The 25,653-nt window shown below is 59.0% G+C and carries 23 protein-coding genes and 3 tRNA genes; 17 read left to right on the forward strand and 9 right to left on the reverse strand.

Annotated elements, in window-relative coordinates:
* The first annotated feature begins 175 nt into the window (after positions 1-175).
* Positions 176-997, forward strand: a complete 822-nt coding sequence (locus tag BLT00_RS00195) for a shikimate 5-dehydrogenase (protein WP_092145393.1) — start codon at positions 176-178, stop codon at positions 995-997.
* A gap of 6 nt (positions 998-1,003) precedes the next feature.
* On the opposite strand, the gene BLT00_RS00200 is transcribed toward BLT00_RS00195, so the two are convergent.
* Positions 1,004-1,651, reverse strand: a complete 648-nt coding sequence (locus tag BLT00_RS00200; RefSeq protein ID WP_092145395.1) for a YceH family protein — start codon at positions 1,649-1,651, stop codon at positions 1,004-1,006.
* A gap of 130 nt (positions 1,652-1,781) precedes the next feature.
* On the opposite strand from BLT00_RS00200, the gene BLT00_RS00205 reads away from it, so the two are divergent.
* Entirely contained in the window at positions 1,782-2,291 is a 510-nt protein-coding gene (locus BLT00_RS00205; protein ID WP_092145397.1) for a DUF1993 domain-containing protein, read from the forward strand.
* Between the two features lie 217 nt (positions 2,292-2,508).
* Here the strand turns inward: BLT00_RS00205 and sstT are convergent, their stop codons facing one another.
* Positions 2,509-3,741, reverse strand: coding sequence for a serine/threonine transporter SstT (gene sstT / locus BLT00_RS00210; RefSeq protein WP_092145399.1), 1,233 nt, complete (start codon positions 3,739-3,741; stop codon positions 2,509-2,511).
* Positions 3,742-4,023: 282 nt separating this feature from the next.
* On the opposite strand from sstT, the gene BLT00_RS00215 reads away from it, so the two are divergent.
* The gene (locus tag BLT00_RS00215; protein WP_092145401.1) at positions 4,024-5,175 is read left to right on the forward strand and encodes an MFS transporter; all 1,152 of its coding nucleotides are present in this window, start codon (positions 4,024-4,026) and stop codon (positions 5,173-5,175) included.
* Here BLT00_RS00215 and nhaR read toward each other — a convergent pair.
* Complete coding sequence (nhaR, locus tag BLT00_RS00220; protein WP_092145403.1) at positions 5,172-6,068, reverse strand: transcriptional activator NhaR; 897 nt, start codon at positions 6,066-6,068, stop codon at positions 5,172-5,174. The genes BLT00_RS00215 and nhaR overlap by 4 nt on opposite strands.
* A gap of 139 nt (positions 6,069-6,207) precedes the next feature.
* Here nhaR and BLT00_RS00225 point away from each other — a divergent pair, with 139 nt between their 5' ends.
* Together BLT00_RS00225 and BLT00_RS00230 are read left to right on the forward strand one after the other, a co-directional pair.
* Positions 6,208-6,459, forward strand: coding sequence for a hypothetical protein (locus tag BLT00_RS00225; protein WP_063322134.1), 252 nt, complete (start codon positions 6,208-6,210; stop codon positions 6,457-6,459).
* 26 nt (positions 6,460-6,485) lie between these two features.
* The gene (locus tag BLT00_RS00230) at positions 6,486-7,235 is read left to right on the forward strand and encodes a TerC family protein (RefSeq protein WP_092145405.1); all 750 of its coding nucleotides are present in this window, start codon (positions 6,486-6,488) and stop codon (positions 7,233-7,235) included.
* 71 nt (positions 7,236-7,306) lie between these two features.
* Here the strand turns inward: BLT00_RS00230 and BLT00_RS31740 are convergent, their stop codons facing one another.
* A complete protein-coding gene (locus BLT00_RS31740) occupies positions 7,307-7,471 on the reverse strand; it encodes a hypothetical protein (protein WP_170862005.1) in 165 nt (54 codons plus the stop codon).
* A gap of 224 nt (positions 7,472-7,695) precedes the next feature.
* Here BLT00_RS31740 and BLT00_RS00235 point away from each other — a divergent pair, with 224 nt between their 5' ends.
* Complete coding sequence (locus BLT00_RS00235; protein ID WP_092145407.1) at positions 7,696-8,373, forward strand: hypothetical protein; 678 nt, start codon at positions 7,696-7,698, stop codon at positions 8,371-8,373.
* Between the two features lie 100 nt (positions 8,374-8,473).
* Positions 8,474-8,668 (forward strand): DUF6021 family protein, encoded by a 195-nt coding sequence (locus tag BLT00_RS00240; RefSeq protein WP_060738326.1) that lies wholly within the window; start codon positions 8,474-8,476, stop codon positions 8,666-8,668.
* A gap of 11 nt (positions 8,669-8,679) precedes the next feature.
* Here the strand turns inward: BLT00_RS00240 and pbpG are convergent, their stop codons facing one another.
* Together pbpG and folD are read right to left on the reverse strand one after the other, a co-directional pair.
* On the reverse strand, positions 8,680-9,618 hold the full coding sequence (gene pbpG / locus BLT00_RS00245) for a D-alanyl-D-alanine endopeptidase (RefSeq protein WP_092145409.1): 939 nt from the start codon (positions 9,616-9,618) through the stop codon (positions 8,680-8,682).
* Positions 9,619-9,931: 313 nt separating this feature from the next.
* A complete protein-coding gene (folD, locus tag BLT00_RS00250) occupies positions 9,932-10,786 on the reverse strand; it encodes a bifunctional methylenetetrahydrofolate dehydrogenase/methenyltetrahydrofolate cyclohydrolase FolD (RefSeq protein WP_003199858.1) in 855 nt (284 codons plus the stop codon).
* A 281-nt stretch (positions 10,787-11,067) separates the two neighbouring features.
* On the opposite strand from folD, the gene BLT00_RS00255 reads away from it, so the two are divergent.
* From BLT00_RS00255 to BLT00_RS00305, 10 genes are all read left to right on the forward strand, one after another.
* Positions 11,068-11,144: transfer RNA gene (locus tag BLT00_RS00255), tRNA-Arg, on the forward strand.
* A gap of 41 nt (positions 11,145-11,185) precedes the next feature.
* Positions 11,186-11,261: transfer RNA gene (locus BLT00_RS00260), tRNA-His, on the forward strand.
* Positions 11,262-11,319: 58 nt separating this feature from the next.
* A tRNA-Leu gene (locus BLT00_RS00265) sits at positions 11,320-11,404 on the forward strand.
* Between the two features lie 422 nt (positions 11,405-11,826).
* A complete protein-coding gene (gene tig / locus BLT00_RS00270; protein ID WP_063322130.1) occupies positions 11,827-13,137 on the forward strand; it encodes a trigger factor in 1,311 nt (436 codons plus the stop codon).
* Positions 13,138-13,230: 93 nt separating this feature from the next.
* Positions 13,231-13,872 (forward strand): ATP-dependent Clp endopeptidase proteolytic subunit ClpP, encoded by a 642-nt coding sequence (gene clpP / locus BLT00_RS00275; RefSeq protein WP_003183177.1) that lies wholly within the window; start codon positions 13,231-13,233, stop codon positions 13,870-13,872.
* 107 nt (positions 13,873-13,979) lie between these two features.
* Entirely contained in the window at positions 13,980-15,263 is a 1,284-nt protein-coding gene (gene clpX / locus BLT00_RS00280) for an ATP-dependent Clp protease ATP-binding subunit ClpX (protein WP_063322129.1), read from the forward strand.
* Positions 15,264-15,424: 161 nt separating this feature from the next.
* Positions 15,425-17,821, forward strand: a complete 2,397-nt coding sequence (gene lon / locus BLT00_RS00285; RefSeq protein ID WP_092145411.1) for an endopeptidase La — start codon at positions 15,425-15,427, stop codon at positions 17,819-17,821.
* Positions 17,822-17,969: 148 nt separating this feature from the next.
* Complete coding sequence (locus BLT00_RS00290; RefSeq protein WP_002552737.1) at positions 17,970-18,242, forward strand: HU family DNA-binding protein; 273 nt, start codon at positions 17,970-17,972, stop codon at positions 18,240-18,242.
* Between the two features lie 224 nt (positions 18,243-18,466).
* On the forward strand, positions 18,467-20,338 hold the full coding sequence (locus BLT00_RS00300) for a SurA N-terminal domain-containing protein (protein ID WP_092145413.1): 1,872 nt from the start codon (positions 18,467-18,469) through the stop codon (positions 20,336-20,338).
* 376 nt (positions 20,339-20,714) lie between these two features.
* On the forward strand, positions 20,715-21,593 hold the full coding sequence (locus tag BLT00_RS00305) for a DUF2242 domain-containing protein (RefSeq protein WP_092145415.1): 879 nt from the start codon (positions 20,715-20,717) through the stop codon (positions 21,591-21,593).
* Between the two features lie 303 nt (positions 21,594-21,896).
* Here BLT00_RS00305 and BLT00_RS00310 read toward each other — a convergent pair whose 3' ends face one another.
* The 3 genes from BLT00_RS00310 to BLT00_RS00320 all read right to left on the reverse strand — a co-directional run bounded on the left by BLT00_RS00310 (position 21,897) and on the right by BLT00_RS00320 (position 25,457).
* Positions 21,897-22,934, reverse strand: a complete 1,038-nt coding sequence (locus tag BLT00_RS00310; protein WP_092145417.1) for an AraC family transcriptional regulator — start codon at positions 22,932-22,934, stop codon at positions 21,897-21,899.
* Positions 22,935-22,936: 2 nt separating this feature from the next.
* A complete protein-coding gene (locus tag BLT00_RS00315; RefSeq protein WP_092145419.1) occupies positions 22,937-24,067 on the reverse strand; it encodes a carbon-nitrogen hydrolase family protein in 1,131 nt (376 codons plus the stop codon).
* Between the two features lie 172 nt (positions 24,068-24,239).
* A complete protein-coding gene (locus BLT00_RS00320; RefSeq protein WP_092145421.1) occupies positions 24,240-25,457 on the reverse strand; it encodes a DUF3422 domain-containing protein in 1,218 nt (405 codons plus the stop codon).
* Between the last annotated feature and the right edge of the window lie 196 nt (positions 25,458-25,653).

Genomic DNA, 25,653 nt, shown 5'->3' on the forward strand with positions numbered 1-25,653 from the left:
TCTCAGGATTTGCAACGCCGTTGGGTAAATATTGTGTAAGGTCTGTAGCGCTTTTATTGACCGCGCCGGGTCATCCTGTGGCCTGAGATAGGGCCGGGCCTGGCGGTATCATCATCGAATAGACCTTTCGCGACGGCCCTTCCATCTGTCCGAAAGTGAATGCAAGGAGACACGCATGCAGATCAATCCCAACAAAGACACCCAACTGTGCATGTCGCTCTCGGGGCGTCCCGGAAACTTCGGCCTGCGTTTTCATAATCACCTGTATGAACAATTGGGCCTGAATTTCTATTACAAGGCGTTTAGCAGCCAGGATTTGCCTGGAGCCGTGGGCGGTATCCGTGCCCTGGGGATTCGTGGATGCGGTGTGTCGATGCCGTTCAAGGAAGCCTGCATTGCCCTAGTGGATGAGCTGGATCCTTCCGCCGCCGCGATCCAGTCGATCAATACGATCGTCAATACCAACGGCCATCTGAAGGCCTACAACACCGACTACATTGCCATCGCCCAGTTGTTACAAAGCCACGCGGTGCCCAAGGACTCGACCTTTGCCTTGCGCGGCAGCGGCGGCATGGCCAAGGCTGTGGCCAGTGCCTTGCGCGATGGGGGTTACCAGAACGGGCTGATCGTTGCCCGCAATGAAGCCGCGGGGCGAGCCCTGGCCGAGTCCCTGGGATATGAATGGCAAGCTGACCTGGGTACCCGGCGGCCGCAGATGCTGATCAACGTCACGCCGATCGGCATGACTGGCGGCCTGGAGGCCGATCAGTTGGCGTTTGAGCCTGAGACCATCGTCGCGGCCGAGACTGTGTTCGATGTCGTGGCGATCCCGTCGGAAACGCCACTGATCGTGCGCGCCCGCGCCGAAGGCAAGCGGGTCATCACCGGGCTGGAAGTCATTGCGATCCAGGCCCTGGAACAGTTCGTGCTGTACACCGGCGTGCGGCCCAACCTGGAGCAATTTGAAAAAGCCGTGACCTTCGCCCGGTCGGCGTAGGCACTGCTATTCCAGCCGCGACAGGCGTTCTTCCAGGGCTGCGATCCGGGCTTCGAGTTCTTCGATGCGCTCCAGCGAGACAGCGCCACCGGCTCCACGCTCCAATGGGTGCTGGCGGGCGGCGAGAATCGCTTCGATGTCCGCCGGATCGCCCATGGCGTGCACATAGCGGTCTTCGCGCTGGCCGGCCTGGCGTGGCACCAGCAGCGCCAGTCCCCGGGCAATCAGGCGCTCAAGCTGGTGCACCACTTGTTCGGCGTCTTCGAAGTCGTGCATCCGACCGCTGCGGGTTAGTAGCTCATTGACTGTTTGCGGGCCACGCAGGAACAGCAGGCCCATCAGGACCACCTGGGCTGGCACCAGCTCCAGGGCTTTGTCGACCCGATGTTCCCAGCGGTCGGCGCGGCTGCCCATCACCAGTTTGGTAAAGCCGCGACCTTCCAACGCCCGCAGGCTCTGGCCGACCTGGCCCGGGTTGAGGTTCATCACCGGTTCGCGGCTGGTTTTCTGGTTGCAGGCCAGTACCAGGGCGTTGAGCGTCAGCGGGTAGGTCTCAGGGTTGGTGGCCTGTTTTTCGACCAGCGCGCCGAGGATGCGGATTTCCGTGCTATTGAGCCGTGGTTCTTCAGCCTGCTGTTGTTCTTCGATGCTCATCGCGCGTTCCCTATGCTGTGGAAGCCGCCTAGCCTAATCCTTGCGCAATAAAAGACAAGTCGTGCAACAAGCCGTGGCTATAATCGCAGCCGTTTGATTCATTCTTTCCTGCCACCTGCATGAGATTGCCATGACTATTTCCCTGTACGCCGCTTCCGTCCCGGTTTTCAAGCAGATGCTCAACGCGTTGAGCGACGTTCTGAACAAGGCCGAAGCCCACGCCACCGCGAAAAACATCGACCCGAACGCCTTCCTGCAAGCTCGCCTGTACCCGGACATGTTCCCGCTGGTGCGCCAAGTACAGATCGCGGTGGACTTCGCCAAAGGTGTGTCTGCACGCCTTGCCGAGATCGACGTGCCGAAGTATGAGGACACCGAGACCACGTTCGCCGAGCTGCAAGCCCTGATCGCCAAGGTCTTGGCCTTTATCGACGGCATCAGCCCTGCGCAGATCGATGGCAAGGAAGGCATCGAAATCGTTACCCGTCCAGGGACGCCGAAAGAGAAGCGCTTCAGCGGCCAGAATTATCTGCTGACCTACGGCCTGCCGCAGTTCTTCTTCCACGTCACCACCACTTATGCCTTGCTGCGCCACAATGGCGTGGAAGTGGGCAAGCACGACTACATGGGCGCGTTCTAACCCCGCAGGCATGAAAAAGCCCGGGACGGTGTGGGCCGTTCCCGGGCTTTTTTGTGGCTGTCACATCCTTGGCGGATGTACCACCGCTGTCGCGAGCAAGCTCGCTCCCACAGGGGATCTGTTGTGTAGCGGCTATTGTGTGAGCGCCGCTGCCCTCTGTGGGAGCGCTTGCACCGGGCGGCGATCCGACGATGACGACGAATAGCCACCGCAGTTGTTACGCCATACGCGCGAGCTTTTCTTCCTCTCCCAGGCACGCCGCCGCTGTGAACAGCACATCCGTAGACGAATTCAACGCCGTCTCCGCCGAGTCCTGCAGGACACCGATGATGAAGCCCACCGCGACCACTTGCATGGCGATCTCACTGGGAATGCCAAACAGGCTGCACGCCAGGGGAATCAGCAACAGCGAACCACCGGCCACCCCGGATGCGCCGCACGCGCAAATGGCCGCGACAACGCTCAGCAGCACGGCCGTTGGGATATCCACTGCGATACCCAGGGTATGCACGGCCGCCAGGGTCAGTACGGTGATGGTGATGGCGGCGCCGGCCATGTTGATGGTCGCGCCCAGGGGGATCGACACCGAATAGGTGTCTTCGTGCAGGCCCAGGCGTTTGCTCAGCTCCAGGTTCACCGGAATATTCGCCGCCGAGCTGCGCGTGAAAAATGCCGTGATACCGCTCTCGCGCAGGCAGGTGAATACCAGCGGGTAGGGGTTGCGACGCAGTTTCCAGAACACGATGAGTGGGTTGACCACCAACGCCACGAACAGCATGCAGCCGATCAGTACGGTGAGCAGGTGCAGGTAACCAAGCAGCGCGCCGAAGCCGGAAGTGGCCAGCGTCGAGGCTACCAGGCCGAAGATCCCCAGTGGGGCGAAGCGAATGACCACGCGCACGATGACAGTCACGCCGTTGGACAGGTCTTCGAGCACGGTGCGGGTGGTCTGACCAGCATGACGAATGGCGATGCCCATGCCGATGGCCCAGGCCAGGATGCCGATGAAGTTACCGTCCATCAGCGCCCGGACCGGGTTATCCACCACGCTCAGCAGCAGGCTTTGCAGCACCTCGCTGATGCCCCCGGGCGCCGTGACCGCGACGTCTTGGGTCGATAGCACCAGGCTGGACGGAAACAGTGTACTGGCAACCACCGCGACCACCGCCGCGGCGAAAGTGCCCAGCAGGTAGAGGAACAGGATCGGCCGGATATGGGTTTCCTGGCCGTGCTTGTGGTTGGCGATGGATGCCATGACCAGCACGAATACCAAAATCGGTGCTACGGCCTTGAGCGCGGACACGAAGACCTTGCCGATGAATGCGGTGGACTTGGCCACGTCGGGCGCCAGCCATGCCAGGACAATACCGGCGATCAGACCGATGATGATTTGCGTCACCAGGCTGGTGCGTTTGAGGCGTTGCATAGGGGTAACGGACGAAGCTGTCATAGCGGCATCTCTGATTTTATTGTGTGCGACGGTCGACGAGTCAGGGCAACAAGCGGGCAGGCCACATGAGCGGACCGTGGGAAAGTACGGCGTTTGCAGGCCGCGGACTTTATCACAGCCGGTAACAAATCTGACGGACCTGTGACAGTCCGTCACCCTTATCCGGGTCCTGGCATGCGTTTGTAAGACGCGCGCATTCTGTTAGGCTTTGCCGTTCTCACTTTCTTACTGCCAGCGGGCCCTTGGGCTAACGCTGGTGTCGTCGTTTCGCTGGAGTTCTGCATGTTGTTACCCATTTTCCTGTTGTCGGCCGCCGGTTTTACGGTGCTGACCACGGAATTCGTCATCGTTGGCCTGTTGCCCTCTATCGCCCGCGACTTGCAGGTCAGCATCCCCCAGGCCGGGCTACTGGTGACGTTGTTCGCGTTTACGGTGGCGGCGTTCGGGCCATTCCTGACGGCCTGGTTCGCCCGTTTTGAGCGGCGCAAGTTGTTTATCAGCGTGTTGGTGATGTTCGGTCTGGCCAACATGCTCGCCGCCGTTGCCCCCAACATCTGGGTGATGGCCGTTGCCCGGTTGATCCCGGCCCTGGGCCTGCCGGTGTTCTGGGCGCTGGCCAGTGAAACGGCGGTGGACATTGTCGGGCCACAGTTGGCCGGGCGGGCCATCGCCCGAATCGGCTTTGGTATCGTTTGTGCCACGGTGTTCGGCATCCCCGTGGGCACGTTGATTTCCGATGCGTTTGGCTGGCGCAGTGCGTTCGCGATCCTGGCGGTCATCGCCTTCGCCAAGGCCTTGCTGCTGTTTATCTACTTGCCGAAAACCAACCTGCATCAGCATCAGGTGAGCTTTCGTTCGCAATTCAAGATCCTGCGCAGCCCGTTGATGCAAGGGCATGTGCTGTTGTCGATCCTGGTGTTCAGCGGCATGTTCACCGCCTACACCTACCTGGCGGATATCCTCGAACGCCTCGCTGGGTTCGATGGCACCCTGGTGGGCTGGTGCCTGATGGGCTTCGGCGCCGTCGGGCTGCTGGGCAATTCCCTGGGCGGTCGGGCGGTGGACCGGCATCCGTTGATCGCATCGATGGTCTTCTGCCTGTTCCTGATCGGCGGCATGGTGGCGTTGGTGCCGAGCATTCATTCGCCCCTCGCGCTGGCGGCGGCAATGGGCATCTGGGGCGTAACCCAGGCGGCCTTGTTCCTGGTCAGTCATGTGCGGCTGATGAAGGCGGCTCCGCAGGCCCCGGCCTTTGCCGCATCGTTGAACATCGCCGGGGCCAACCTGGGGATTGGCCTGGGGGCGATGGTCGGTGGCCGGGTCATCGATACCTTGGGCCTGGGCAGTGTCGGGTTTGCGGCGGCCGGGTTCATCTTCATATCGATCCTGCTGGCGTTGCTGCTGATGACCTTCAAACCTCGTGTTGCCTGCTAAGCGCTGAACAACTCGCGACGAGCGCCTTCGGCAATCGCGACGATGCCGGGGTGGCTGACCTTGCGCTCCACGGAAATGGCGTAGAAGGATTCGCTCACCGCATTGGTCTGGCCGATCACTTCTACGCCGTACTGGCGCTTGACCTCTTCGGCGATCACGCTCGGGCCGATGAAAATCCCGCTGCCTGATTGGCCGAAGGCCTGCATCAATGCGCTGTCGTCGAACTCGCCGACGATACGCGGCTGGATCTGTTGCTCGGCGAACCAGCGTTGCAAGCGACTGCGCACCACGGTTTCCGGCCCGGGAATCAGCAGTGGAGCGTCATGCAGGCCGTGGGGGAAATCCTGCCCGTAGCGTTCGGCCAGCGCGGCGGTGGCGAAAAAGCTGATCCCGCATTCTCCCAGTTTCTGGCTGTAGCCCTTGATGTCCAGGTGGGTCGGCATCGGGCTGTCGGAAATCACCAGGTCCAGACGCTGGATTGCCAAGTCCGCCAGCAACCGTTCGAGCTTGTCCTCGCGACAGGTGATGCGCAGCGGCTCACTCAACTCCATGGTCGGCGCGAGCAGCCGGTAGACGATGGATTTGGGCACCACATCCGCCACCCCGACCCGAAACAGGGTTTGCTGCTCGTTGGGCTGGGCTCGCAGCATCAATTCCAGCTCGCCACCCAACTGGAACATGTGTTCGGCGTAGGGCAAGGTCTGGCGGCCGGCCTCGGTCAGTTCCAGCTGCCGTCCGACGCGGCGAAACAGCTTGATGTTATAGGTCTGTTCGAACAGGGAAATCTGCCCGCTGATGGTCTGTGGGGTCAGGTTCAACTGCTCGCAGGCGCGCACGATGCTGCCGGTTTTAGCCACCACCCAGAAATAATGCAGTTGTCGATAGTTGAGCATGGGATCACGTTTCTTCGTAAAAACCGAAGTATAACCGCTGAAAATACGAATTTTCCTGAAGTATTCGCGTCTCTAGAATGCCTTGCCATTGGTGGGCCACTTTCGTGCTCCTTTTATTCTCCCAAGAGGCATTCATTCCATGACATACAAATCCCTGGGGCTGGCAGCCCTGCTTGTGATGTCCGTAACGACACTGGCGGGTTGTGAACAGGCTGAGAAAAGTGCCCAGCAACTGATGGGCCAGGCTGCGGAAACCGCCAAGCAGGCCATTGATGACACCCACAAGGCCGCCGAACAGGCGATCAGCGAAGCCACCGGCGGGTTGATCAGCCCGAAGAAAAAACCGGCGGACGAAGCTGACGAAACACAAACCCCGACCAAAACCATCTAACACGTCACATCAGTCAGGACTGACCCATGGATTATCTTCTACAACTCGCCGCCAGCCCCACCGCGTGGATCGCCCTGGCAACTCTGGTGGTCATGGAAATCGTGCTTGGCATCGATAACCTGATCTTCATTTCGATTCTGACCAACAAGCTGCCCGCCCAGCACCGTGCCAAGGCGCGGCGGATCGGTATAGGCATGGCGCTGATCCTGCGCCTGGGCTTGTTGAGCACCATTGCCTTCATTGTGCAGTTGACCGAACCGGTTATCGAAATCCTGGGCCAGGCGTTCTCCTGGAAAGACATGATCCTGATTGCCGGCGGCCTGTTCCTGCTGTGGAAAGCGACCACTGAAATTCACCACAGCATGGACCCTGCACCGAATGATCCCAAGTCGGCCACGTCCGCCGTGACCCTGGGCTTTGCTGCAGCAATCGGTCAGATCCTGATGTTGGACCTGGTGTTTTCCATCGACAGCATCATCACGGCTGTGGGCATGACCGAACATTTGCCGATCATGATCATCGCGGTCGTTGTGTCGGTGTTGGTGATGCTGCTGGCGGCCGAACCGCTCGCCAAGTTCATCAATGACAACCCGACGGTGGTGATGCTGGCCCTGGGTTTCCTGATCATGATCGGCATGACGCTGATCGCCGAAGGCTTCGGTGCCCATGTGCCCAAGGGCTATATCTATGCGGCCATGGCGTTCTCGGCGGCGATCGAAGTGTTGAACATGTTGTCCCGCCGGGCCAGGGAAAGGGCGTTGGCCGACAACGCCTGATGCCAGGCAGACAGAAGCCACCCGGGTCCAGGCCCGGGTGGCTTTTTTGTTAGGGTTTGAAAAGCGAATGCTCAGTGTGCGGTGGCGTGGTGTCGCGCGGGTTTTCTGGTTTTTTCCGATTGCGCAGGTGGTGCGTGATGATGGCGCCGGGTGATCCGGAGCACACCCCACAGCATGGCCGTGGCTACGCTCAGCCAGCCGAATATCAGCATCAGAATTGTCGTGGTCAGGCTCATCTGTGCCTCCTTTTTATCCCGGTCCGGGATCACGCACCTAATACATGGACAGTCTAGTCGTCCAAGTGTTGCAGGTAATCGATCCGTGGCGCTCGGGCACGGATCGGTTCGTTCTATCGCGCTCGTAAAACTGCTGTTATGGCTATACCCAGGGCTGTGCGCGCCTTATGATCGTCGACCTAAGCCTGGCCCCGGATGCCGGGCGTCTGAACAAGAGAGTCATCATGTCGCCGGTTATTTCATCTTTTCGATCACTGGTCCTGACGCTGTCCTGCCTCGTTGCCCTGGTGGGGTGTGCGGGCAGTGTGTCGCCGCAGATACAGCGCCTGCCCGAGCGGGTGGAACTTAACAGCGTGCCGTTCTTTCGCGGCGAAATGTACCAGGGCGCCCCGCAGTCCCTGGCTGCCCTGCTGACGTTGCAAGGCACGGTGATCACGCCGGGGCTGCTGGAGAAACCGTTGCACCTGCCGGGTGGCGAAGCCGGTTTGCAACTGAATATGCAGACCCTGGCGCGTGAATACGGGTTGCTGGTGTATCCCCTCGACGCCAAGCTGCCCGCGTTGTTGGAACAGGTCGCGGCGGGCTATCCGGTGCTGGTGCGCTATATCGACGGTTCGACGTTCTGGGCCGAGCCTCGGTATGGGATTCTCGCCGGCTACAACCGTCAGAAGCAGACGGTATTGCTGCGCTCAGGCATGAACCGGCGGCAATTGATAAGCTTCAGTGCCTTCGAGTCGGCCTTCCAGAGCGCGGGTGGCTGGGCGGTGCTGGTCCAGCGACCTACGCAGCTTCCGGCCAATGTCGACTCGCAGCGGTGGCTCAAGGCGGCGGTCGAATTGGGCGGGGCAGGGCAGGAACAAGCCGCGGCGCGGGCCACCAAGACCTTGGAAGCGGCGCATTGATCGCTCACTCCGTTCGTCACTTGCCGGGCACAACCAGGCAGGTCTGAAGCTCTTATCGTCAGGGTTGGGCATTTTCCGACCGTGATTGGAGGAGGCACGCATGGCGCAGTCGAAAACACCTACGGGGCCACATTCGTCAGAGCATTCCAGCGGCGATGATTTGGGGTTCGATCCGGATTCACCGGATCTTGAGGATCCCCAGGTCGATCCGGTAGGGCCGGCCAAGGCGCCCCTGGACAAGAAGGATGAGCGCAAGCCCAAGCCCTATGATCCGCTGGGGGACTTGAAGCCATAAATAACCTGTGGTTATTGGGAGGCTTCCACCACGCCACTCTGGCGGCTCTTGAGATTCTTGGCGGCCTTGTATTGCAGGGCCACCGCTGGTACCGCGGCGCTTTTTCCGGTTTCCACCCAGCTACGAATCCGGCTGGCATCGGCGAAGTGCGTGTACTTGCCAAAGGCGTCGAGGATCACCAGCGCCATCGGGCGATTGCCCATTTTCGTCACCAGCACCAGGCAGTGACCGGCCTGGTTGGTGAAGCCAGTCTTGGTCAACTGGATATCCCAGTTAGCCTTGTGGACCAGGTGGTCGGTGTTGCGGAATCCCAGGCTGTACACAGGCTTGCGGAACGTAACGGTCTTTTCCTTGGTCGTGCTCAGTTCGCTCAGCAGAGGGTACTTGCGCGCGGCGATCAGCAGCTTGGTCAGGTCCCTGGCAGTCGAGACGTTGTGGATCGACAGGCCCGTCGGTTCGACGTAATGGGTGCTGGTCATGCCCAGCGCCTTCGCCTTGGCGTTCATGGCGGCAATGAACGCCGCATAGCCCCCCGGATAGTGGTGGGCGAGGCTGGCGGCGGCGCGGTTTTCCGAAGACATCAGGGCGATCAGCAGCACGTCCCGGCGCGACAGCTCGCTGTTGAGCTTGACCCGGGAAAACACGCCCTTCATCTCTGGGGTGTTGGCGATGGTGATGGAGATGGACTCATCCAGGTTCTGTTTGGCATCCAGCACGATCAGGCCGGTCATCAACTTGGTCACCGACGCGATGGGCACCACCACGTCCGGGTTGCTCGAATAAACGACTTTATCCGTCTGCAGGTCCAGCAACATCGCGCTGCCCGAGGCGACTTGCAGTTTGGCCGTATCCCGTGGGGCTGCGATGGTTTCCTGTGCAGCGACACTCTGCGTGATAAAACTGCCTGTGAAAGCGATGAACAGGCTGATGATCGAAAGACGGATTTTCACGCGAGTAGGCTCGATAGAGTTGAAGGTGCCGTTGAGCAACGACTTTTAAAAAAAACGTCGCATTTTAGGAGTATGGGCGACAGCAGCGCTATATGCCTGTACCGCCAAGGCTTATGAATAAATAAAGTTTCATGGCGGGGGATTTTGGCGAAACGAATCTGAAAAATGTGTAATTTGGCGGCTAAAGTCCGTCGCCGGAAACATCTGCGGGAGCGAGCTTGCTCGCGATAGCGGTGTGTCAGTCAACTGGATGTTGGCTGGTCCATCGCTATCGCGAGCAAGCTCGCTCCCACAGGTTTTTTGTTGACGCGTATCAGCTGTGCAGCGTTTCAGCCGCGTACAACGTGTTTTCCAGCAGGCAGGCGCGGGTCATCGGGCCTACGCCGCCAGGTACCGGCGTGATCCAGCCGGCGCGGGGCAGGGCGGTCTCGTAGACCACGTCGCCCACCAGCTTGCCATCTTCCTGGCGATTGATGCCCACGTCGATGACGATGGCGCCTTCCTTGATCCACTCGCCTTTGACCAGGCCGGGTTTGCCGGCGGCCACCACCACCAGGTCCGCGCGGCCGACATGGCCAGCCAGATCCTTGGTGAAACGATGGGTCACGGTCACGGTGCAGCCGGCCAGCAGCAGCTCCATGGCCATTGGACGACCAACGATGTTGGACGCACCCACTACTACGGCGTCGAGGCCATACAGGTCCACGCCAGTGCTTTCCAGCAACGTCATGATGCCTTTCGGGGTGCAGGGACGAAGCAACGGGATGCGCTGGGCCAGGCGACCGACGTTATAAGGATGGAAGCCATCGACGTCTTTGTCCGGGCGGATACGCTCCAACAGCTTGGAGGCGTCGAGGTGTTCAGGCAGCGGCAGCTGGAGCAGAACGCCGTCGATGTTCGGGTCATCGTTCAAGCGATCGATCAGATCGGCCAACGCTTGCTGGGTGGTTTCGGAAGGCAGGTCGTAGGCCTGGGAAAGGAAGCCGACCTCTTCACAGTCTTTACGCTTGTGCGAGACATAAACCTGAGAGGCAGGATCGCTGCCGACCAGGATCACCGCAAGGCCGGGCGTGCGCAGGCCTTGCTGGCGGCGCTCGGTGACTCGTTGGGCGATCTGCTGGCGCAGGCTGGCGGCGATCGATTTGCCGTCGATAAGTTGTGCAGTCATTGCGCGTGGTTAACCATCGAGAGGGGAAAAAAAGAGAACGCATTCTCGCATGCCGGGGCGTGAGGGCAAAGGCGCTTGGTCTGCAAATTCCCCTAACCCCTTTAATTAAATGAATTTTTTTTAAAAAAGAGTTGACGACCTATCAGGCCGTCTATAACATTCGTCGCACTTGTCGGGCACAGCCTAGCACTGGTTAAGAAGGTGGAGCGGAGTTGGTTGTTTAAACTCGGCGAAACTGAAAGCACTTAGTTTGTAATCGTCCAAGAATACAGATTAAAAAGGCGCCCGTAGCTCAGCTGGATAGAGCATCCGCCTTCTAAGCGGATGGTCGCAGGTTCGAGTCCTGCCGGGTGCGCCAATTAGGCAGCTTTGGCACAAGTAAGGCAACAAGGCAATATGGTGGGCGTAGCTCAGTTGGTAGAGCACGGGATTGTGACTCCCGTTGTCGTGGGTTCGATCCCCATCGTCCACCCCATATTCTAGAAAGGCGCCAGATCTAACAATCTGGCGCCTTTGCTTTAAAAGCTTGATACGCGGATGTGGTGGAATTGGTAGACACACTGGATTTAGGTTCCAGCGCCGCAAGGTGTGAGAGTTCGAGTCTCTCCGTCCGCACCATACAAGTCGCTATTTAAATAGCAGAAAACGGCGCAGTACCTGAAAGGGGCTGCGCCGTTTTTGTTTTCAGTGGTTCTGTGTTTGGCGTCGGTACGGTTTTTTGGCGCTGCGCGTAGCGGTCGGTTTTCGCGAATGTGTTTCGCGATGATGCGTGACATGTCCGTCGGTCCCCTTGTGGGGGCGGGCGTCGCGCGATCGGGCAAGCTGCTTCTATATATAGAAGCGTCGGCGCAGAGCCCTGGGCTGAATCGACTGTATTTGCAATCCGGGTGGGGCATGAGCGTTTGTCCCGTCCTAAATCCGGCGCCTGTTTCCAGCGCGTTTTCAGTAGGGTGACTTCTTGAGTTTGACCTACTAGAATGCATGCCCTTGATTCTGGGGTCGGAAACGCCCGGCCAACGTCTGTGCAACGAGGAATATCCATGCAAGTTTCTGTTGAAAATACTTCTGCTCTTGAGCGCCGCATGAGCATCACCGTGCCGGCTGAGCGCATCGAGACTCAGGTCAACAAGCGTCTGCAGCAGACTGCCCAAAAGGCCAAAATCCCAGGTTTCCGCCCAGGCAAAGTGCCAATGAGCGTGATCCGTCAGCGTTACGAAGCTGATGCGCGTCAGGAAGCCGTGGGCGACGTGATCCAGTCTTCGTTCTACGAAGCGGTCGTCGAGCAGAAGCTGAACCCGGCCGGCGCTCCGTCCGTCGAGCCTAAAGTGTTGGAAAAAGGCAAGGACCTGGAATTCGTCGCCACGTTCGAAGTGTTCCCTGAGTTCACGGTTGCCGGTTTCGAATCCATCGCCGTCGAGCGCCTGAGCGCTGACGTGTCGGATGCCGACCTGGACAAGATGCTGGACATCCTGCGCAAGCAGAACACCCGTTTCGAAGTGACTGAGCGTGCTGCCCAGAACGAAGATCAACTGAACATCGATTTCGTCGGCAAGGTCGACGGTGAAGTGTTCGCCGGCGGTTCCGCCAAGGCTACTCAGTTGGTGCTGGGCTCCGGTCGCATGATTCCTGGCTTCGAAGATGGCCTGGTTGGCGCCAAGGCCGGTGAAGAGCGCGTTCTGAACGTGACCTTCCCTGAGGACTACCAGAACCTGGACCTGGCTGGCAAAGCCGCCGAGTTCACCGTGACCGTCAACACTGTTTCCGAGCCGAAACTGCCTGAGCTGAACGAAGAGTTCTTCGCCCAGTTCGGCATCAAGGAAACCGGTCTGGAAGGTTTCCGCGCCGAAGTTCGCAAGAACATGGAGCGTGAGCTGCGCCAGGCCATCAAGTCCAAGGTCAAGAACCAGGTCATGGACGGTCTGCTGGCCTCCAACCCGATCGAAGTGCCAAAGGCTCTGCTGGATAACGAAGTGAACCGTCTGCGTGTGCAGGCTGTTCAGCAGTTCGGTGGCAACATCAAGCCGGACCAACTGCCTGCCGAATTGTTCGAAGAACAAGCCAAGCGCCGCGTCGTACTGGGCCTGATCGTCGCCGAAGTGGTCAAGCAGTTCGAGCTCAAGCCTGACGAAGCCCGCGTTCGCGAGCTGATCCAGGAAATGGCCTCGGCCTATCAAGAGCCTGAGCAAGTCGTGTCCTGGTACTACAAGAACGACCAGCAACTGAACGAAGTCCGTTCGGTTGTGCTGGAAGAACAAGTTGTGGATACTGTTCTGCAGAAAGCTAGCGTGACCGATAAAGCGGTCTCTTACGAAGAAGCGGTCAAGCCGGTGGAAGCTCCACAAGCCGATTGATGGTTCTGCGGTAAGAAATAAACACCCATAAGCCAGCCTTCGCGCTGGCTTATGCGTATTCAAGACATAACTATTTGGGAGTGACTGCGAGACATGTCCCGCAATTCTTTTTATCAGCAGAGCTCTGACATCCAGGCCGCAGGCGGCCTGGTCCCGATGGTTATCGAGCAGTCCGCCCGCGGCGAACGTGCCTATGACATCTACTCGCGTCTGCTCAAGGAACGCGTCATCTTCCTGATCGGCCCCGTTGAAGACTACATGGCCAACCTGGTCGCGGCGCAGCTGTTGTTCCTTGAAGCGGAAAACCCGGACAAGGATATCCATCTGTACATCAACTCACCTGGCGGTTCGGTGACTGCGGGCATGTCGATCTACGACACCATGCAGTTCATCAAGCCTGACGTTTCCACCATCTGCATCGGCCAGGCCTGCAGCATGGGTGCTTTCCTGCTCGCCGGCGGCGCAGCGGGCAAGCGTCACTGCCTGCCTAACTCGCGGATGATGATTCACCAGCCATTGGGCGGCTTCCAGGGCCAGGCGTCGGATATCGACATCCATGCCAAGGAAATCCTCCACATTCGTTCGCGCCTGAACTCGTTGCTGGCCCATCATACCGGCCAAAGCCTCGAAACCATTGAGCGTGACACCGAGCGTGACAACTTCATGAGCGCCGAGCGTGCGGCCGAATATGGCCTGATCGACTCCGTGATCAACAAGCGTCAAATGCCTGCCTAAGCCGCTCAATATGCAGGTGGTTGGGATGACCGGCCGCCTGCGGGCTTGAAAAAGCCCGCAATTGCCTTCATCTTGTGTTGCAAGCCTATCGGATTTGGATCGATCGAATGACTGACACCCGCAACGGCGAGGACAACGGCAAACTGCTTTATTGCTCCTTCTGTGGCAAAAGCCAGCATGAAGTGCGCAAATTGATTGCCGGCCCCTCGGTCTTCATTTGCGACGAGTGCGTCGACCTGTGCAATGACATCATCCGCGAGGAGGTGCAGGAAGCCCAGGCCGAGAGCAGCGCGCATAAATTGCCTTCGCCTAAAGAAATCAGCGGCATCCTTGATCAGTATGTGATTGGTCAGGAACGTGCGAAAAAAGTACTGGCCGTAGCGGTGTACAACCACTACAAGCGCCTGAACCAGCGTGACAAGAAGAATGACGAGGTCGAACTCGGCAAGAGCAACATCCTGCTGATCGGCCCGACAGGCTCGGGTAAGACCCTGCTTGCCGAAACCCTGGCCCGCTTGCTGAACGTTCCGTTCACCATCGCCGACGCAACCACCCTCACCGAGGCGGGTTATGTAGGTGAAGACGTCGAGAACATCATTCAGAAGCTGTTGCAGAAGTGCGACTACGATGTGGAAAAGGCCCAGATGGGCATTGTCTATATCGACGAAATCGACAAGATTTCACGCAAGTCCGACAACCCGTCCATCACCCGGGATGTTTCCGGTGAGGGCGTGCAGCAGGCCTTGCTCAAGTTGATCGAAGGTACGGTCGCTTCCGTTCCACCCCAAGGTGGCCGCAAGCATCCGCAGCAGGAATTCCTGCAAGTCGACACCCGTAACATCCTGTTCATCTGCGGTGGTGCGTTCTCCGGCCTGGAAAAGGTTATTCAAAACCGTTCCACCCGTGGCGGCATTGGTTTCAACGCCGAAGTGCGAAGCAAGGAAGAGGGCAAGAAGGTCGGTGAGTCCCTGCGTGAAGTCGAGCCTGACGATTTGGTCAAGTTCGGTCTGATCCCGGAATTCGTCGGTCGTCTGCCGGTCCTGGCGACGCTGGACGAGTTGGATGAAGCTGCGTTGATGCAGATCCTGACCGAGCCGAAAAACGCCCTGACCAAGCAGTATGCCAAGCTGTTCGAAATGGAAGGTGTAGACCTGGAGTTCCGTTCCGACGCGCTGAAATCGGTCGCAAAACGTGCCCTGGAACGCAAGACCGGTGCGCGTGGATTGCGCTCGATCCTCGAAGGTGTATTGCTCGACACGATGTACGAGATCCCCTCGCAGTCAGAGGTGAGTAAAGTCGTGATCGATGAAAGCGTCATAGAAGGCAAGTCCAAGCCATTGTATATCTATGAAAACAATGAGCCGGCTGCCAAGGCCGCACCGGACGCTTAAGCGTCCCGCTGCCGGAACAAAGAAGGGGCCTTCGGGCCCCTTTGCTTTTTGCGCGTTTTAGACGTGTCTTAGCGCTTGTTTTTTTTCGAGGCTGCCCCCATCTTGGTTTCAAGCTTACTTCCATCTGTTTCCGGCCCGAGGGCCGCCGTAGAGGCGAAATCATGAAGACAACCATCGAATTGCCTCTCCTGCCATTGCGCGATGTCGTGGTGTATCCGCACATGGTTATCCCGCTGTTCGTGGGGCGCGAGAAGTCCATCGAAGCCCTTGAGGCTGCGATGACGGGTGACAAGCAGATTCTTCTGCTGGCTCAGAGAAATCCTGCCGACGATGATCCCGGCGAAGACGCACTGTATCGCGTAGGTACGATTGCAACGGTTCTGCAATTGCTCAAGCTGCCCGACGGCACCGTCAAGGTCCTGGTCGAAGGCGAGCAGCGTGGTGCTATCGAGCGTTTCAGCGAAGTGGACGGCCATTGCCGGGCCGAGGTGTCGCTGATCGAAGAGGTCGATGCGCCCGAGCGTGAATCAGAAGTGTTTGTCCGCAGCCTGCTGTCGCAGTTCGAACAATACGTGCAACTGGGCAAGAAGGTGCCTGCAGAGGTCCTGTCGTCGCTTAACAGCATCGATGAGCCTGGGCGATTGGTCGATACGATGGCGGCCCACATGGCCCTCAAAATCGAGCAGAAGCAGGAAATTCTCGAAATCATTGATTTGTCGGCCCGTGTCGAACACGTGCTGGCACTGCTCGACGGCGAAATCGATCTGTTGCAGGTCGAGAAACGCATTCGCGGTCGCGTCAAGAAGCAGATGGAGCGCAGCCAGCGCGAGTACTACCTGAATGAGCAGATGAAGGCCATCCAGAAAGAGCTGGGCGATGGCGACGAAGGTCACAACGAAATCGAGGAGCTGAAAAAGCGCATCGATGCTGCCGGCTTGCCCAAGGATGCACTGGCTAAGGCCCAGGCCGAGCTGAACAAGCTCAAGCAAATGTCGCCAATGTCTGCCGAGGCCACCGTCGTGCGCTCCTACATCGACTGGTTGGTCCAGGTGCCGTGGAAAGCCCAGAGCAAGGTGCGTCTGGACCTGGCGCGTGCCGAAGACATCCTCGACACCGATCATTACGGCCTGGAAGAGGTCAAGGAACGCATCCTGGAATACCTCGCCGTGCAGAAGCGCGTGAAGAAGATCCGTGGCCCGGTCCTGTGCCTGGTTGGTCCTCCAGGGGTCGGTAAAACCTCCCTTGCGGAGTCGATTGCCCACGCCACCAACCGCAAATTTGTACGCATGGCCCTTGGCGGCGTGCGCGATGAGGCGGAAATTCGGGGCCATCGCCGTACCTACATCGGTTCGATGCCAGGAAGATTGATTCAAAAGATGACAAAGGTCGGCGTGCGCAATCCGCTGTTCCTTTTGGACGAAATCGACAAGATGGGTAGCGACATGCGCGGCGATCCAGCCTCTGCGTTGCTCGAAGTCCTCGATCCTGAGCAGAATCACAACTTCAACGATCACTACCTGGAGGTCGATTACGACCTGTCGGACGTGATGTTCCTGTGCACCTCCAACTCCATGAACATTCCGCCAGCGTTGCTGGACCGGATGGAGGTGATTCGTCTGCCGGGTTACACCGAGGACGAGAAGATCAACATCGCCGTGAAATACCTTTCGCCCAAGCAGATCCAGGCCAACGGCCTGAAAAAAGGCGAGCTGGAATTCGACGAGGAAGCGATTCGCGACATCATCCGCTACTACACCCGCGAAGCCGGTGTGCGTGGCCTGGAACGGCAGATTGCCAAGGTTTGCCGCAAGGCGGTCAAGGAACATGCGCTGGAAAAACGCTTCGCGGTCAAGGTCACTGCGGACCTGCTGGAGCACTTCCTGGGCGTACGCAAGTTCCGCTATGGCCTTGCCGAGCAACAGGACCAGATCGGCCAGGTGACTGGCTTGGCCTGGACCCAGGTCGGTGGTGAGTTGCTGACCATCGAAGCCGCCGTGGTGCCGGGCAAGGGGCAACTGATCAAGACCGGTTCCCTGGGCGACGTGATGGTCGAATCGATCACCGCTGCGCTGACGGTGGTTCGCAGTCGCGCCCGGAGCCTGGGTATTCCCCTGGACTTCCATGAGAAGCGCGATACGCATATCCACATGCCTGAAGGGGCTACGCCCAAGGACGGCCCAAGCGCTGGTGTAGGCATGTGCACGGCCCTGGTTTCGGCATTGACCGGTATTCCGGTGCGCGCCGACGTCGCCATGACGGGTGAAATCACGTTGCGTGGCCAGGTCCTGGCGATTGGCGGCCTGAAGGAAAAACTGCTGGCGGCACACCGTGGCGGGATCAAGATCGTGATCATTCCCGAAGAGAATGTCCGCGACCTGAAGGAAATTCCTGACAACATCAAGCAAGATCTTCAGATCAAACCCGTTAAATGGATTGACGAGGTCCTGCAAATTGCGCTGCAATACGCGCCGGAGCCCTTGCCGGATGTGGCTCCGGAGATTGTCGCGAAGGAAGAAAAGCGAGAGTCTGACTCTAAGGAAAGAATTAGCACGCATTAATACGCATTTGCCTGGGGGGCTTCCTTGACAGTTTTTTAGAGCCCTTGTTATAAAGCGGCTCTTAAGTGTCTGCAGGCCATTCAGCACTCGTTTTTGCTTTCACCAAAAAAACTTAGAATCATCTCAAATAGATATAAGGGGACTTAGAGTGAACAAGTCGGAACTGATTGATGCTATCGCTGCATCCGCTGATATCCCGAAAGCTGCTGCTGGCCGTGCGCTGGACGCTGTAATCGAATCCGTCACTGGCGCTCTGAAGGCTGGCGACTCCGTTGTTCTGGTTGGTTTCGGTACCTTCTCCGTGACCGATCGTCCTGCTCGTATCGGTCGCAACCCGCAGACCGGTAAGACGCTGGAAATCGCTGCTGCCAAAAAGCCAGGCTTCAAAGCTGGTAAAGCACTGAAAGAAGCCGTTAACTAAGGTTTCGTTGAGTTTATCCGGGTCGGGGTCATGCCTGGCTTGGCAGCGGAGCGGTAATACGGCCGGTTGCAACCGGTCTGGCACACCAGGGCTTGCAGGTTAGAGCCCGGTCCGCTCCGCCAGTTACGAGAAGGCGCATCCTCGGATGCGCCTTTCTTCTATCCGGATTCTACCCACGCTCCACGGTTGCCTAAATTTGAAGTTCAACCGTTTCTGGGGGACGCATGCTGCAGAATATCAGGGACAATTCACAAGGCTGGATTGCCAAGACCATCATCGGGGTCATCGTCGCATTGATGGCGTTGACCGGTTTCGATGCCATTTTTCAAGCCACCACCAACAGCAATGACGCGGCCAAGGTCAACGGCGAAAAAATCAGCCAGAACGAGCTGAGCCAGGCGGTCGACATGCAACGCCGTCAGCTCATGCAACAGCTGGGCAAGGATTTTGACGCCTCCCTGCTGGACGAAAAAATGCTGCGCGATTCGGCGCTCAAGGGCCTGATCGACCGCAAGTTGCTGCTGCAAGGTGCACACGATGCGAAATTCGCTTTCTCGGAAGCTGCGCTTGATCAAGTCATCCTGCAGACGCCTGAGTTCCAGGTGGATGGTAAATTCAGCGCCGAGCGTTTCGATCAGGTGATCCGCCAGCTGGGTTATAGCCGTATGCAGTTCCGCCAGATGCTGGCTCAGGAAATGCTGATCGGTCAGTTGCGCGCCGGCCTGGCGGGCAGCGGTTTCGTCACAGATGCCCAAGTGCTGGCATTTGCACGCCTGGAAAAACAGACGCGTGATTTCGCCACCTTGAACATCAAGGCCGATCCTGCGTCGGTAAAGCTGACCGACGATGAGGTCAAGGCTTACTACGACCAACACGCCAAGGAATTCATGACGCCTGACCAGGTGGTCATCGATTATCTCGAGCTGAAGAAAGCCTCTTTCTTCGATCAGGTCAGCGTCAAGGACGAAGACCTGCAAGCGGCCTATCAGAAAGAAATCGCCAACCTGTCCGAACAGCGTCGCGCTGCGCACATCCTGATCGAAGTGAACGACAAGGTGACCGAAGCCCAGGCCAAGGCGAAGATCGAAGAGATCCAGGCTCGCTTGGCCAAAGGTGAGTCGTTTGAAGCGTTGGCGAAGGAGTTTTCCCAGGACCCGGGTTCGGCGAACAACGGCGGCGATCTCGGCTATGCCGGCCCAGGTGTCTACGATCCGGAGTTCGAAAAGGCCTTGTACGCCTTGAACAAGGACCAGGTCTCGGCACCGGTCCGTACCGATTTCGGTCTGCACCTGATCAAGCTGCTGGGGGTCGAAGCGCCTGAAGTGCCGACCTTCGCCAGTCTCAAGGACAAACTGACCCGCGAGCTGAAGACTCAGCAGGTGGAGCAGCGTTTCGTGGAGGCGACCAAGCAACTGGAAGATGCCTCGTTCGAAGCGTCCGACCTGGCGCAGCCGGCCCAGGACCTGAAGCTGACCATTCATACATCGGCCCCGTTCGGTCGTGAAGGCGGTGAAGGGATTGCGGCCAATCGCGCCGTGGTCACTGCGGCGTTCAGCCCGGAAGTGCTGGATGAAGGTGCCAACAGCACCGCCATCGAACTGGACCCGGAAACCGTCGTAGTGCTGCGTGCCAAGGAGCACCGCAAGCCTGAGCAACTGCCGCTGGAAAGCGTGGCAGGGCCGATTCGTGCTCAATTGACCAAGGAACATGCCAGCGCAGCGGCCAAGACCCGCGCCGACGAGCTGATCGCCAGCCTGCGCGACGGCAAGACGGCACTGGATAAACCGGTTGACGGCCAAGGCTGGAAAGCCATCGAGGCGGCCACCCGCAACCAGGAAGGCATCGACCCGGCGGTGCTGCAAGCACTGTTCCGCATGCCTAAGCCTGAGTCCAAGGACAAACCGACGTTCACCAGTGTGACCTTGCCTGATGGCAGCCTGATGGTCGTGCGTTTGAATGGCGTGAACGAAGCAGCGGCACCGACTGACGAAGAGAAGGCGGAATATCGCCGCTACCTCGCGTCCCGTGTTGGTCAGCAGGACTTTGCGGCGTATCGCAAGCAGTTGGAGAGCCAGGCGGATATCAAGCGTTTCTAATTGCTTGAGGTTTGGCCAAGCCTGATTGTAATGCTGTTCGCTTTAGAGAAAACGGCGCTTCTCCAGAAATGGGAAGCGCCGTTTTTTTTGGCTTGGGTTTTGGATTTTGGGTGTATGTCCAAATAAAACCACGTCTCTGGAAACGGAATAAAAAACTTCATTGACCGCTGAAGTGAACAGCATTAGCCCGAACCGTCAGTTTTTTGTATCTGCTTGTTGCCTGGAAAGCGGGTGTTCGTCGATCTATCCGGTTGGCGTCTTTTTCCTGCAAACAACCCCCAGTAAACTTGTAACCCCCTTGAAACAAGATTAGCCACGCTGCCGAGCCGCGTTCTGTTGCACAATACGCCCCGGACCGTTTTTCTCAGGATGTTCAATGTTCAAATCATTTCCCATGCGCACCGTCGGGCTTGCACTGTTGCTGGCCGCCGCAGCCGGTTGCTCGTCGAAGAAAGCAGCCATTTACGAGCACGAGAATTTCGACGACTCCGGCACGTTCTCGCGCACTTATCCAGTGAACGACGCGGCGACCTGCGAGGCCGGGCGTCGGGCGTTGCTCAGCCAGGGCTACATCATCACCAGCAGCGATCCGAAGCTGGTCAGCGGTCACAAGAGCTTCCAGCAGACCGGCGACACCCACATGGAAATCAGCTTCAACCTGGTCTGTGCCGAAGACGGCGGTACTGGCCACCGTGCGACGATGTTCGCCAACGCCTTGCAGGACCGTTATGCCCTCAAGAAGATCAACAACTCCGCCAGCCTGGGCGTGGGTGTGTTGGGTTCGGTATCGATGCCGATCGGCTCCTCGGATGATTCGATGGTCAAGGTCGCCAGCGAAACCGTGTCGGCGTCCAAGTTCTATGAGCGCTTCTTTGCCCTGGTGGAGCTGTTCCTGCCTCCCGAGGCGAAGAAAGCGGCTGATAACGCCGAGAAACCGAAAACTGAACTGGGCATTCCGGAAACCAAGGTCGAACCGGCTGCCCTGATGCCTGCTCCAGCGCCTGCTCCAGCGCCTGCGCCGGAGCCGGAGCCGATTGCCCCGGCGCCAGCCACCCCGGTGGAAGAGGCCGCGCCGGCCCCCGTCGAAACCACTCCCACGGTCTCGGAGCCCGTCGCACCGCCGAGCGAGCCAGCGCCGATTGCACCCGAGTCGTTCGAGTCTGCGCCGACGACGCAAACCGTTACACCACCGCCACCACCGTCCAGCTCGTTACCGGCACCGACCGAGCCGATCCAGCCGCTTCCGTCATCCTGAGGTTCAGTGGCAGGGAGTAACGCCCTGTCACTCTTTACACAGTAATTTCCCGACCCTGTGCTACGTTTAATTCATGAAGCCTTTGCTTCATGTTTTATTCATAAAGCAGCTTTATGCTGATGCCAGCGCCATAAGGCATCGGTTTCAATGACAGGGGAAGGACACGTAATGGATGATTATCAGGAAGAGCTGCTGGAATACCAGGCGTATGAACTGGACCCGTTGGAACCCGCCGAAGATGCGACGGAGTTGTAAGGATCGCGACAAGCTACAAATGGTAAGCACCAGCCAGGTTCTTGAAGCTCAAACCCCTCGGTGACTACGACGAAACTCTCCGGGTGTCTGGTTGTTCCAGCGCTTGAAGGCTCGTTGAAATGCCTCGGCTGAGGCGAATCCCAATAGATAAGCGATTTCGCCAAACGCCAGTTCGGTATCGCGTATGTAGGTCATGGCCAGGTCGCGGCGGGTGTCGTTGAGGATGGCGCGAAACTGCGTGCCTTCCTCGGCCAGCTTGCGACGCAGGGTCCAGGTTGGCAGCTTCAGGCGAGCCGCCACTTCTTCCAGGTCGGGTTCCCGGCCGCCGTTGAGCAACGGTCCCAGCAGTTGGATGATGCGCTCGCGCAGGCTGCGGGTGCGGGTCAGTTGTTCCAGTTCCCGTTCACACAATTGAAGCAGATGGTGCCAGGTGCTGGGGCAATGCTGTGGGTTGCGCTGGGCGAGGCTGTCCAGGCCCAGTCGCAGTTGATTCTGTTCGGCGCCAAATTGGATCGGGCAGTCACCGAGCGTGCGGTAGGCCTCCACGTATGCCGGCTCCTCGAATTCGATTTCGATGCGTTCTGGCCGCAGCGCGATGCCGCTGACGCTGGACAGTTGCGCAAGCCAGCCGGCAATGATCGAGTCCACGACAAAGCGGTTGTAGGCGTTATACGGGCTGATGGAATAGAACCGTAGCCAAGCGCCTCGGGCATCTTCATGGAAACTCGATTGGCCGCGATAGTTGGAGCCGTACAGCGGCTCGAAGCGGATCATGCAGCGGGCGGCCTCGCGCACGGTTGGCGCCTGGGCCGCGGTAACGCCCGCCAGCCCGGCCTGGCTCAAGCGGCCGAGTTGGCCCATGCGCAGGCCCAAGGCTGGGTCCTGAGTTTGTTGAATCGCGGCGTGGCCCAGACGCATGTAGCGCGGGATCGACAATCGTGCCCCGGGCTCTGCCAGGCGCGCGGCATCGAGACCGTACTGTTCAAGCAGAGGTTGAGGGTCTTGCCCATGGCTGGCGACGGCGTCAGCCAAGCTATGGACAAAGCCCACAGACAGGTCGCCCAGGCGCATCGGCTGCGGTTTCATGTTCACAACCACAGGTTCAGCAGGCGGGCGCCGCGGGCGTTGCCATCGGGGAAGTGTTGGCCGTTGTGGCTGATGAAACTCTGGCCGGCGCTGCCGTTGTCCCAGAACTGGCCCCGCAGGAACACGCTGACGCCGCCCTGGGCCTGGCTGATGGGCAATTGGCCGGTCAGTGTCAGGCGATGCCAGGCTTGGCCCTCGCTCACTTCACCTGGCTTGAGGCTCACCTCGCTCGGCGTGGACAGGCCTTTATAACCGCTCCAGGGTTTGTCCCATGTGTCGCGACCGAGGATGAAGGCGGGCACCGCAATCAGTTGCGCGCCCTGGTCGTTGAGTTGCCGGTAGTGGAGCGGGTACCAACTGTCGCTGCCGATCAGCACGCCCAGGCGCCCGGCGGGGGTGTCGATGACTTGGACAGCGGTCGGGCGGTCGGCCCCAAGCACGTCGCGCTGTTCAAACACCGGATGTCGTTGGCGTTGTGGCTGGCCGATCGGCCGGCCATCGCTGCCGAACACCAGGCTGCTGTTGTACAGCGCACCGCGACCGATCTTCAGTTCACCGTCACTGACACTGGGCTCGGGAAGCACGATGGAGCCGGCCACCAGGGTGATACCGAACTCCTTGGCCAGCCCACCGAACAGCGCTTGATAGTCATGGGCCATGCGCTCGGCTTTCATGCGCAGGTGGGCATCGTCCAGTCGGCTATCGCCTTGAGCGCTGATCAATGCCTGGATAAACGCCAGCGGATTACTGATCGCCAGCCAGTTCATGGCTTCCTTCAGGCTGCTGGCCTGGTATAACTCGTCTTTTTCGCCGCCGACCATCAACCAGGTGCCGATGTGCTCGGGCAGGACCACCACGGTCTTGGCATTGAGAAAGCCCTGGTCGCGAGCCGTCTGCAGATAGGCTGCCAGTTTGCGATGCAGGCGTTCGGGGCTCTGGTAGTCGGTGGGGAACAGTTCGGGTTGGATGCCCAGCAGGTTACCGCGGTCGGCGGGTGTGCCCTGATCGACCGCCAGGCTGATGCGCAGGTCCGACAGGTAATGACCCGTCGGACGATCCGTCGTCCACAGTGCGTAGGTGATCAGGGCGGCAATCAAGGCCAGGGAAAACAGCAGGTACAGAAATTTGCGCATGGGAGAACAGTCAGCGGCCGTGTGCAGGTTCGTGATTTTTCATCAGGAGCTACGGGGCAGGGTACGGTAAAACAAGGGATTAGCGAAGGGCGGGCGCTGATTTGTACTTGCGCCAGGCCTGCGCCAAGGCGTCCATGGAATCCTTGGACACCCTCCGCGCGAGCAAGGCGCATTAATGACTTTTGGCCTTCCTGATGCGGATCAGAATCAGCATCATGATCAACAGCACTGGTGGCGTCATGCCCAGCAGTGCCTCGCGGGCCGAGAGGCTTGCGCCCAAGGTGTGCAGCCCGCTATAGACCAGTTTGAACAGATTGATCAGGTAGTAGGTGATGGCAATGATCGACAGGCCTTCCACCGCGCGCTGGATCTTTATCTGTGCATCGGCGCGTGCATTGAGGCTGCGCAGGATCTCGGCGTTCTGATCCTCCATTTCGACCTGTACGCGTGCTTGCAACAAGTCACCCAGGTTGGCGACGCTCATGGCTAGTTGCTCGAGGCGCTGTTCGGTGGCTGCGCAATAACGCACCGTGGGTTTGAAACGCCGTTCGATGAACACGCCCAGCCGCTGGCAATCCCCCAGGTGACTTTCACGCAACTCCCCCAGGCGCTCGAACACCAGTTGGGCATAGGCGCGGGTGGCGCTGAAACGGTGGCGATTCTTGACCGTGCTGCTGACAACCTGGCGAGACAGCAGGGCGATGTCCTCCAGCAGGGCCTTGGCATGCACGCCGCTGGCATTGGCGTTGCGTTCGGACAGGCTCACCAGGGTGCGATCGAATTCGTTCAGTTGCGGGTCCAGTGCCTTGGCGGTATTGAGCGACAAGGACGCCATCATGCGATAGGTCTCGATTTCCAGCAGGCGCCGGATCATGCGGCCCTGACGATAAGCGTTGAGCCGTCGGTTGATGAACAGCAGGCGGTTGGTGCCGTCCTCGGTCAGGCGAAAATCGCTCCAGACCACCGCATCGCCACCGCCCACGCAAGAACCGCAGGGGTCCTTGAAACCGTAGCTGGGCAGGTCGAGACCGGCTTCGGCGCGCACCACCACCTGAACGGCATTGATGAGGTGCTGGGAATGGCCTTCGATACCCTGGGCAAGGCATTCGGGCAGCGTTGTCCAGTGCGGTTCGTTGGTGCTGGCGGGAACGACCAGGGTCAGGGTGAAGAACTCGGCGTGGCGCTCCCACTTGAGTGGATGGCCTTCAAGGCGGGTGATGCCTTGTGCGGCCTCTGCTGCGACGGTTTCCGGGCACAGTCGCTCGAGCAGCGCGTTGCACTGGGCATTGTCGCCAAGAAACGCCAGGTGGAAGACGTGGGCCGGCTCGTCGAAGTACAGCGACGGGCGGGCGTGCAACTCGTTGTGCAGCATTTTTCGTTGGGGATGCATGCGAGGGCGACCGTGTTATTAAGGTTATTTTAGGGTTGAGCACCTGGAACAGCGTTGATAGGACTGGTGCATTCCAGCGAGAGTCACGCGCAGCTGATCGGTGCGCTGCACATTTGGATCATTAACTTGTCAGTTACGGTCATTGAGCGCCCGCATCCGGACTCTTACGCTGTGGGTCATGACAGACGCAAGCCGC

Source organism: Pseudomonas sp. NFACC51 (assembly GCF_900103575.1).
Lineage (GTDB): Bacteria > Pseudomonadota > Gammaproteobacteria > Pseudomonadales > Pseudomonadaceae > Aquipseudomonas > Aquipseudomonas fluorescens_Q.

Excerpts from the sequence above, each read along its gene's own strand:
- BLT00_RS00195 (WP_092145393.1), top strand. The coding sequence starts at position 176 with ATGCAGATCAATCCCAACAAAGACACCCAACTGTGCATGTCGCTCTCG.
- BLT00_RS00200 (WP_092145395.1), bottom strand. The coding sequence starts at position 1,651 with ATGAGCATCGAAGAACAACAGCAGGCTGAAGAACCACGGCTCAATAGC.
- BLT00_RS00205 (WP_092145397.1), top strand. The coding sequence starts at position 1,782 with ATGACTATTTCCCTGTACGCCGCTTCCGTCCCGGTTTTCAAGCAGATG.
- sstT (WP_092145399.1), bottom strand. The coding sequence starts at position 3,741 with ATGACAGCTTCGTCCGTTACCCCTATGCAACGCCTCAAACGCACCAGC.
- BLT00_RS00215 (WP_092145401.1), top strand. The coding sequence starts at position 4,024 with ATGTTGTTACCCATTTTCCTGTTGTCGGCCGCCGGTTTTACGGTGCTG.
- nhaR (WP_092145403.1), bottom strand. The coding sequence starts at position 6,068 with ATGCTCAACTATCGACAACTGCATTATTTCTGGGTGGTGGCTAAAACC.
- BLT00_RS00225 (WP_063322134.1), top strand. The coding sequence starts at position 6,208 with ATGACATACAAATCCCTGGGGCTGGCAGCCCTGCTTGTGATGTCCGTA.
- BLT00_RS00230 (WP_092145405.1), top strand. The coding sequence starts at position 6,486 with ATGGATTATCTTCTACAACTCGCCGCCAGCCCCACCGCGTGGATCGCC.
- BLT00_RS31740 (WP_170862005.1), bottom strand. The coding sequence starts at position 7,471 with ATGAGCCTGACCACGACAATTCTGATGCTGATATTCGGCTGGCTGAGC.
- BLT00_RS00235 (WP_092145407.1), top strand. The coding sequence starts at position 7,696 with ATGTCGCCGGTTATTTCATCTTTTCGATCACTGGTCCTGACGCTGTCC.
- BLT00_RS00240 (WP_060738326.1), top strand. The coding sequence starts at position 8,474 with ATGGCGCAGTCGAAAACACCTACGGGGCCACATTCGTCAGAGCATTCC.
- folD (WP_003199858.1), bottom strand. The coding sequence starts at position 10,786 with ATGACTGCACAACTTATCGACGGCAAATCGATCGCCGCCAGCCTGCGC.
- tig (WP_063322130.1), top strand. The coding sequence starts at position 11,827 with ATGCAAGTTTCTGTTGAAAATACTTCTGCTCTTGAGCGCCGCATGAGC.
- clpP (WP_003183177.1), top strand. The coding sequence starts at position 13,231 with ATGTCCCGCAATTCTTTTTATCAGCAGAGCTCTGACATCCAGGCCGCA.
- clpX (WP_063322129.1), top strand. The coding sequence starts at position 13,980 with ATGACTGACACCCGCAACGGCGAGGACAACGGCAAACTGCTTTATTGC.
- lon (WP_092145411.1), top strand. The coding sequence starts at position 15,425 with ATGAAGACAACCATCGAATTGCCTCTCCTGCCATTGCGCGATGTCGTG.
- BLT00_RS00300 (WP_092145413.1), top strand. The coding sequence starts at position 18,467 with ATGCTGCAGAATATCAGGGACAATTCACAAGGCTGGATTGCCAAGACC.
- BLT00_RS00305 (WP_092145415.1), top strand. The coding sequence starts at position 20,715 with ATGTTCAAATCATTTCCCATGCGCACCGTCGGGCTTGCACTGTTGCTG.
- BLT00_RS00310 (WP_092145417.1), bottom strand. The coding sequence starts at position 22,934 with ATGAAACCGCAGCCGATGCGCCTGGGCGACCTGTCTGTGGGCTTTGTC.
- BLT00_RS00315 (WP_092145419.1), bottom strand. The coding sequence starts at position 24,067 with ATGCGCAAATTTCTGTACCTGCTGTTTTCCCTGGCCTTGATTGCCGCC.
- BLT00_RS00320 (WP_092145421.1), bottom strand. The coding sequence starts at position 25,457 with ATGCATCCCCAACGAAAAATGCTGCACAACGAGTTGCACGCCCGCCCG.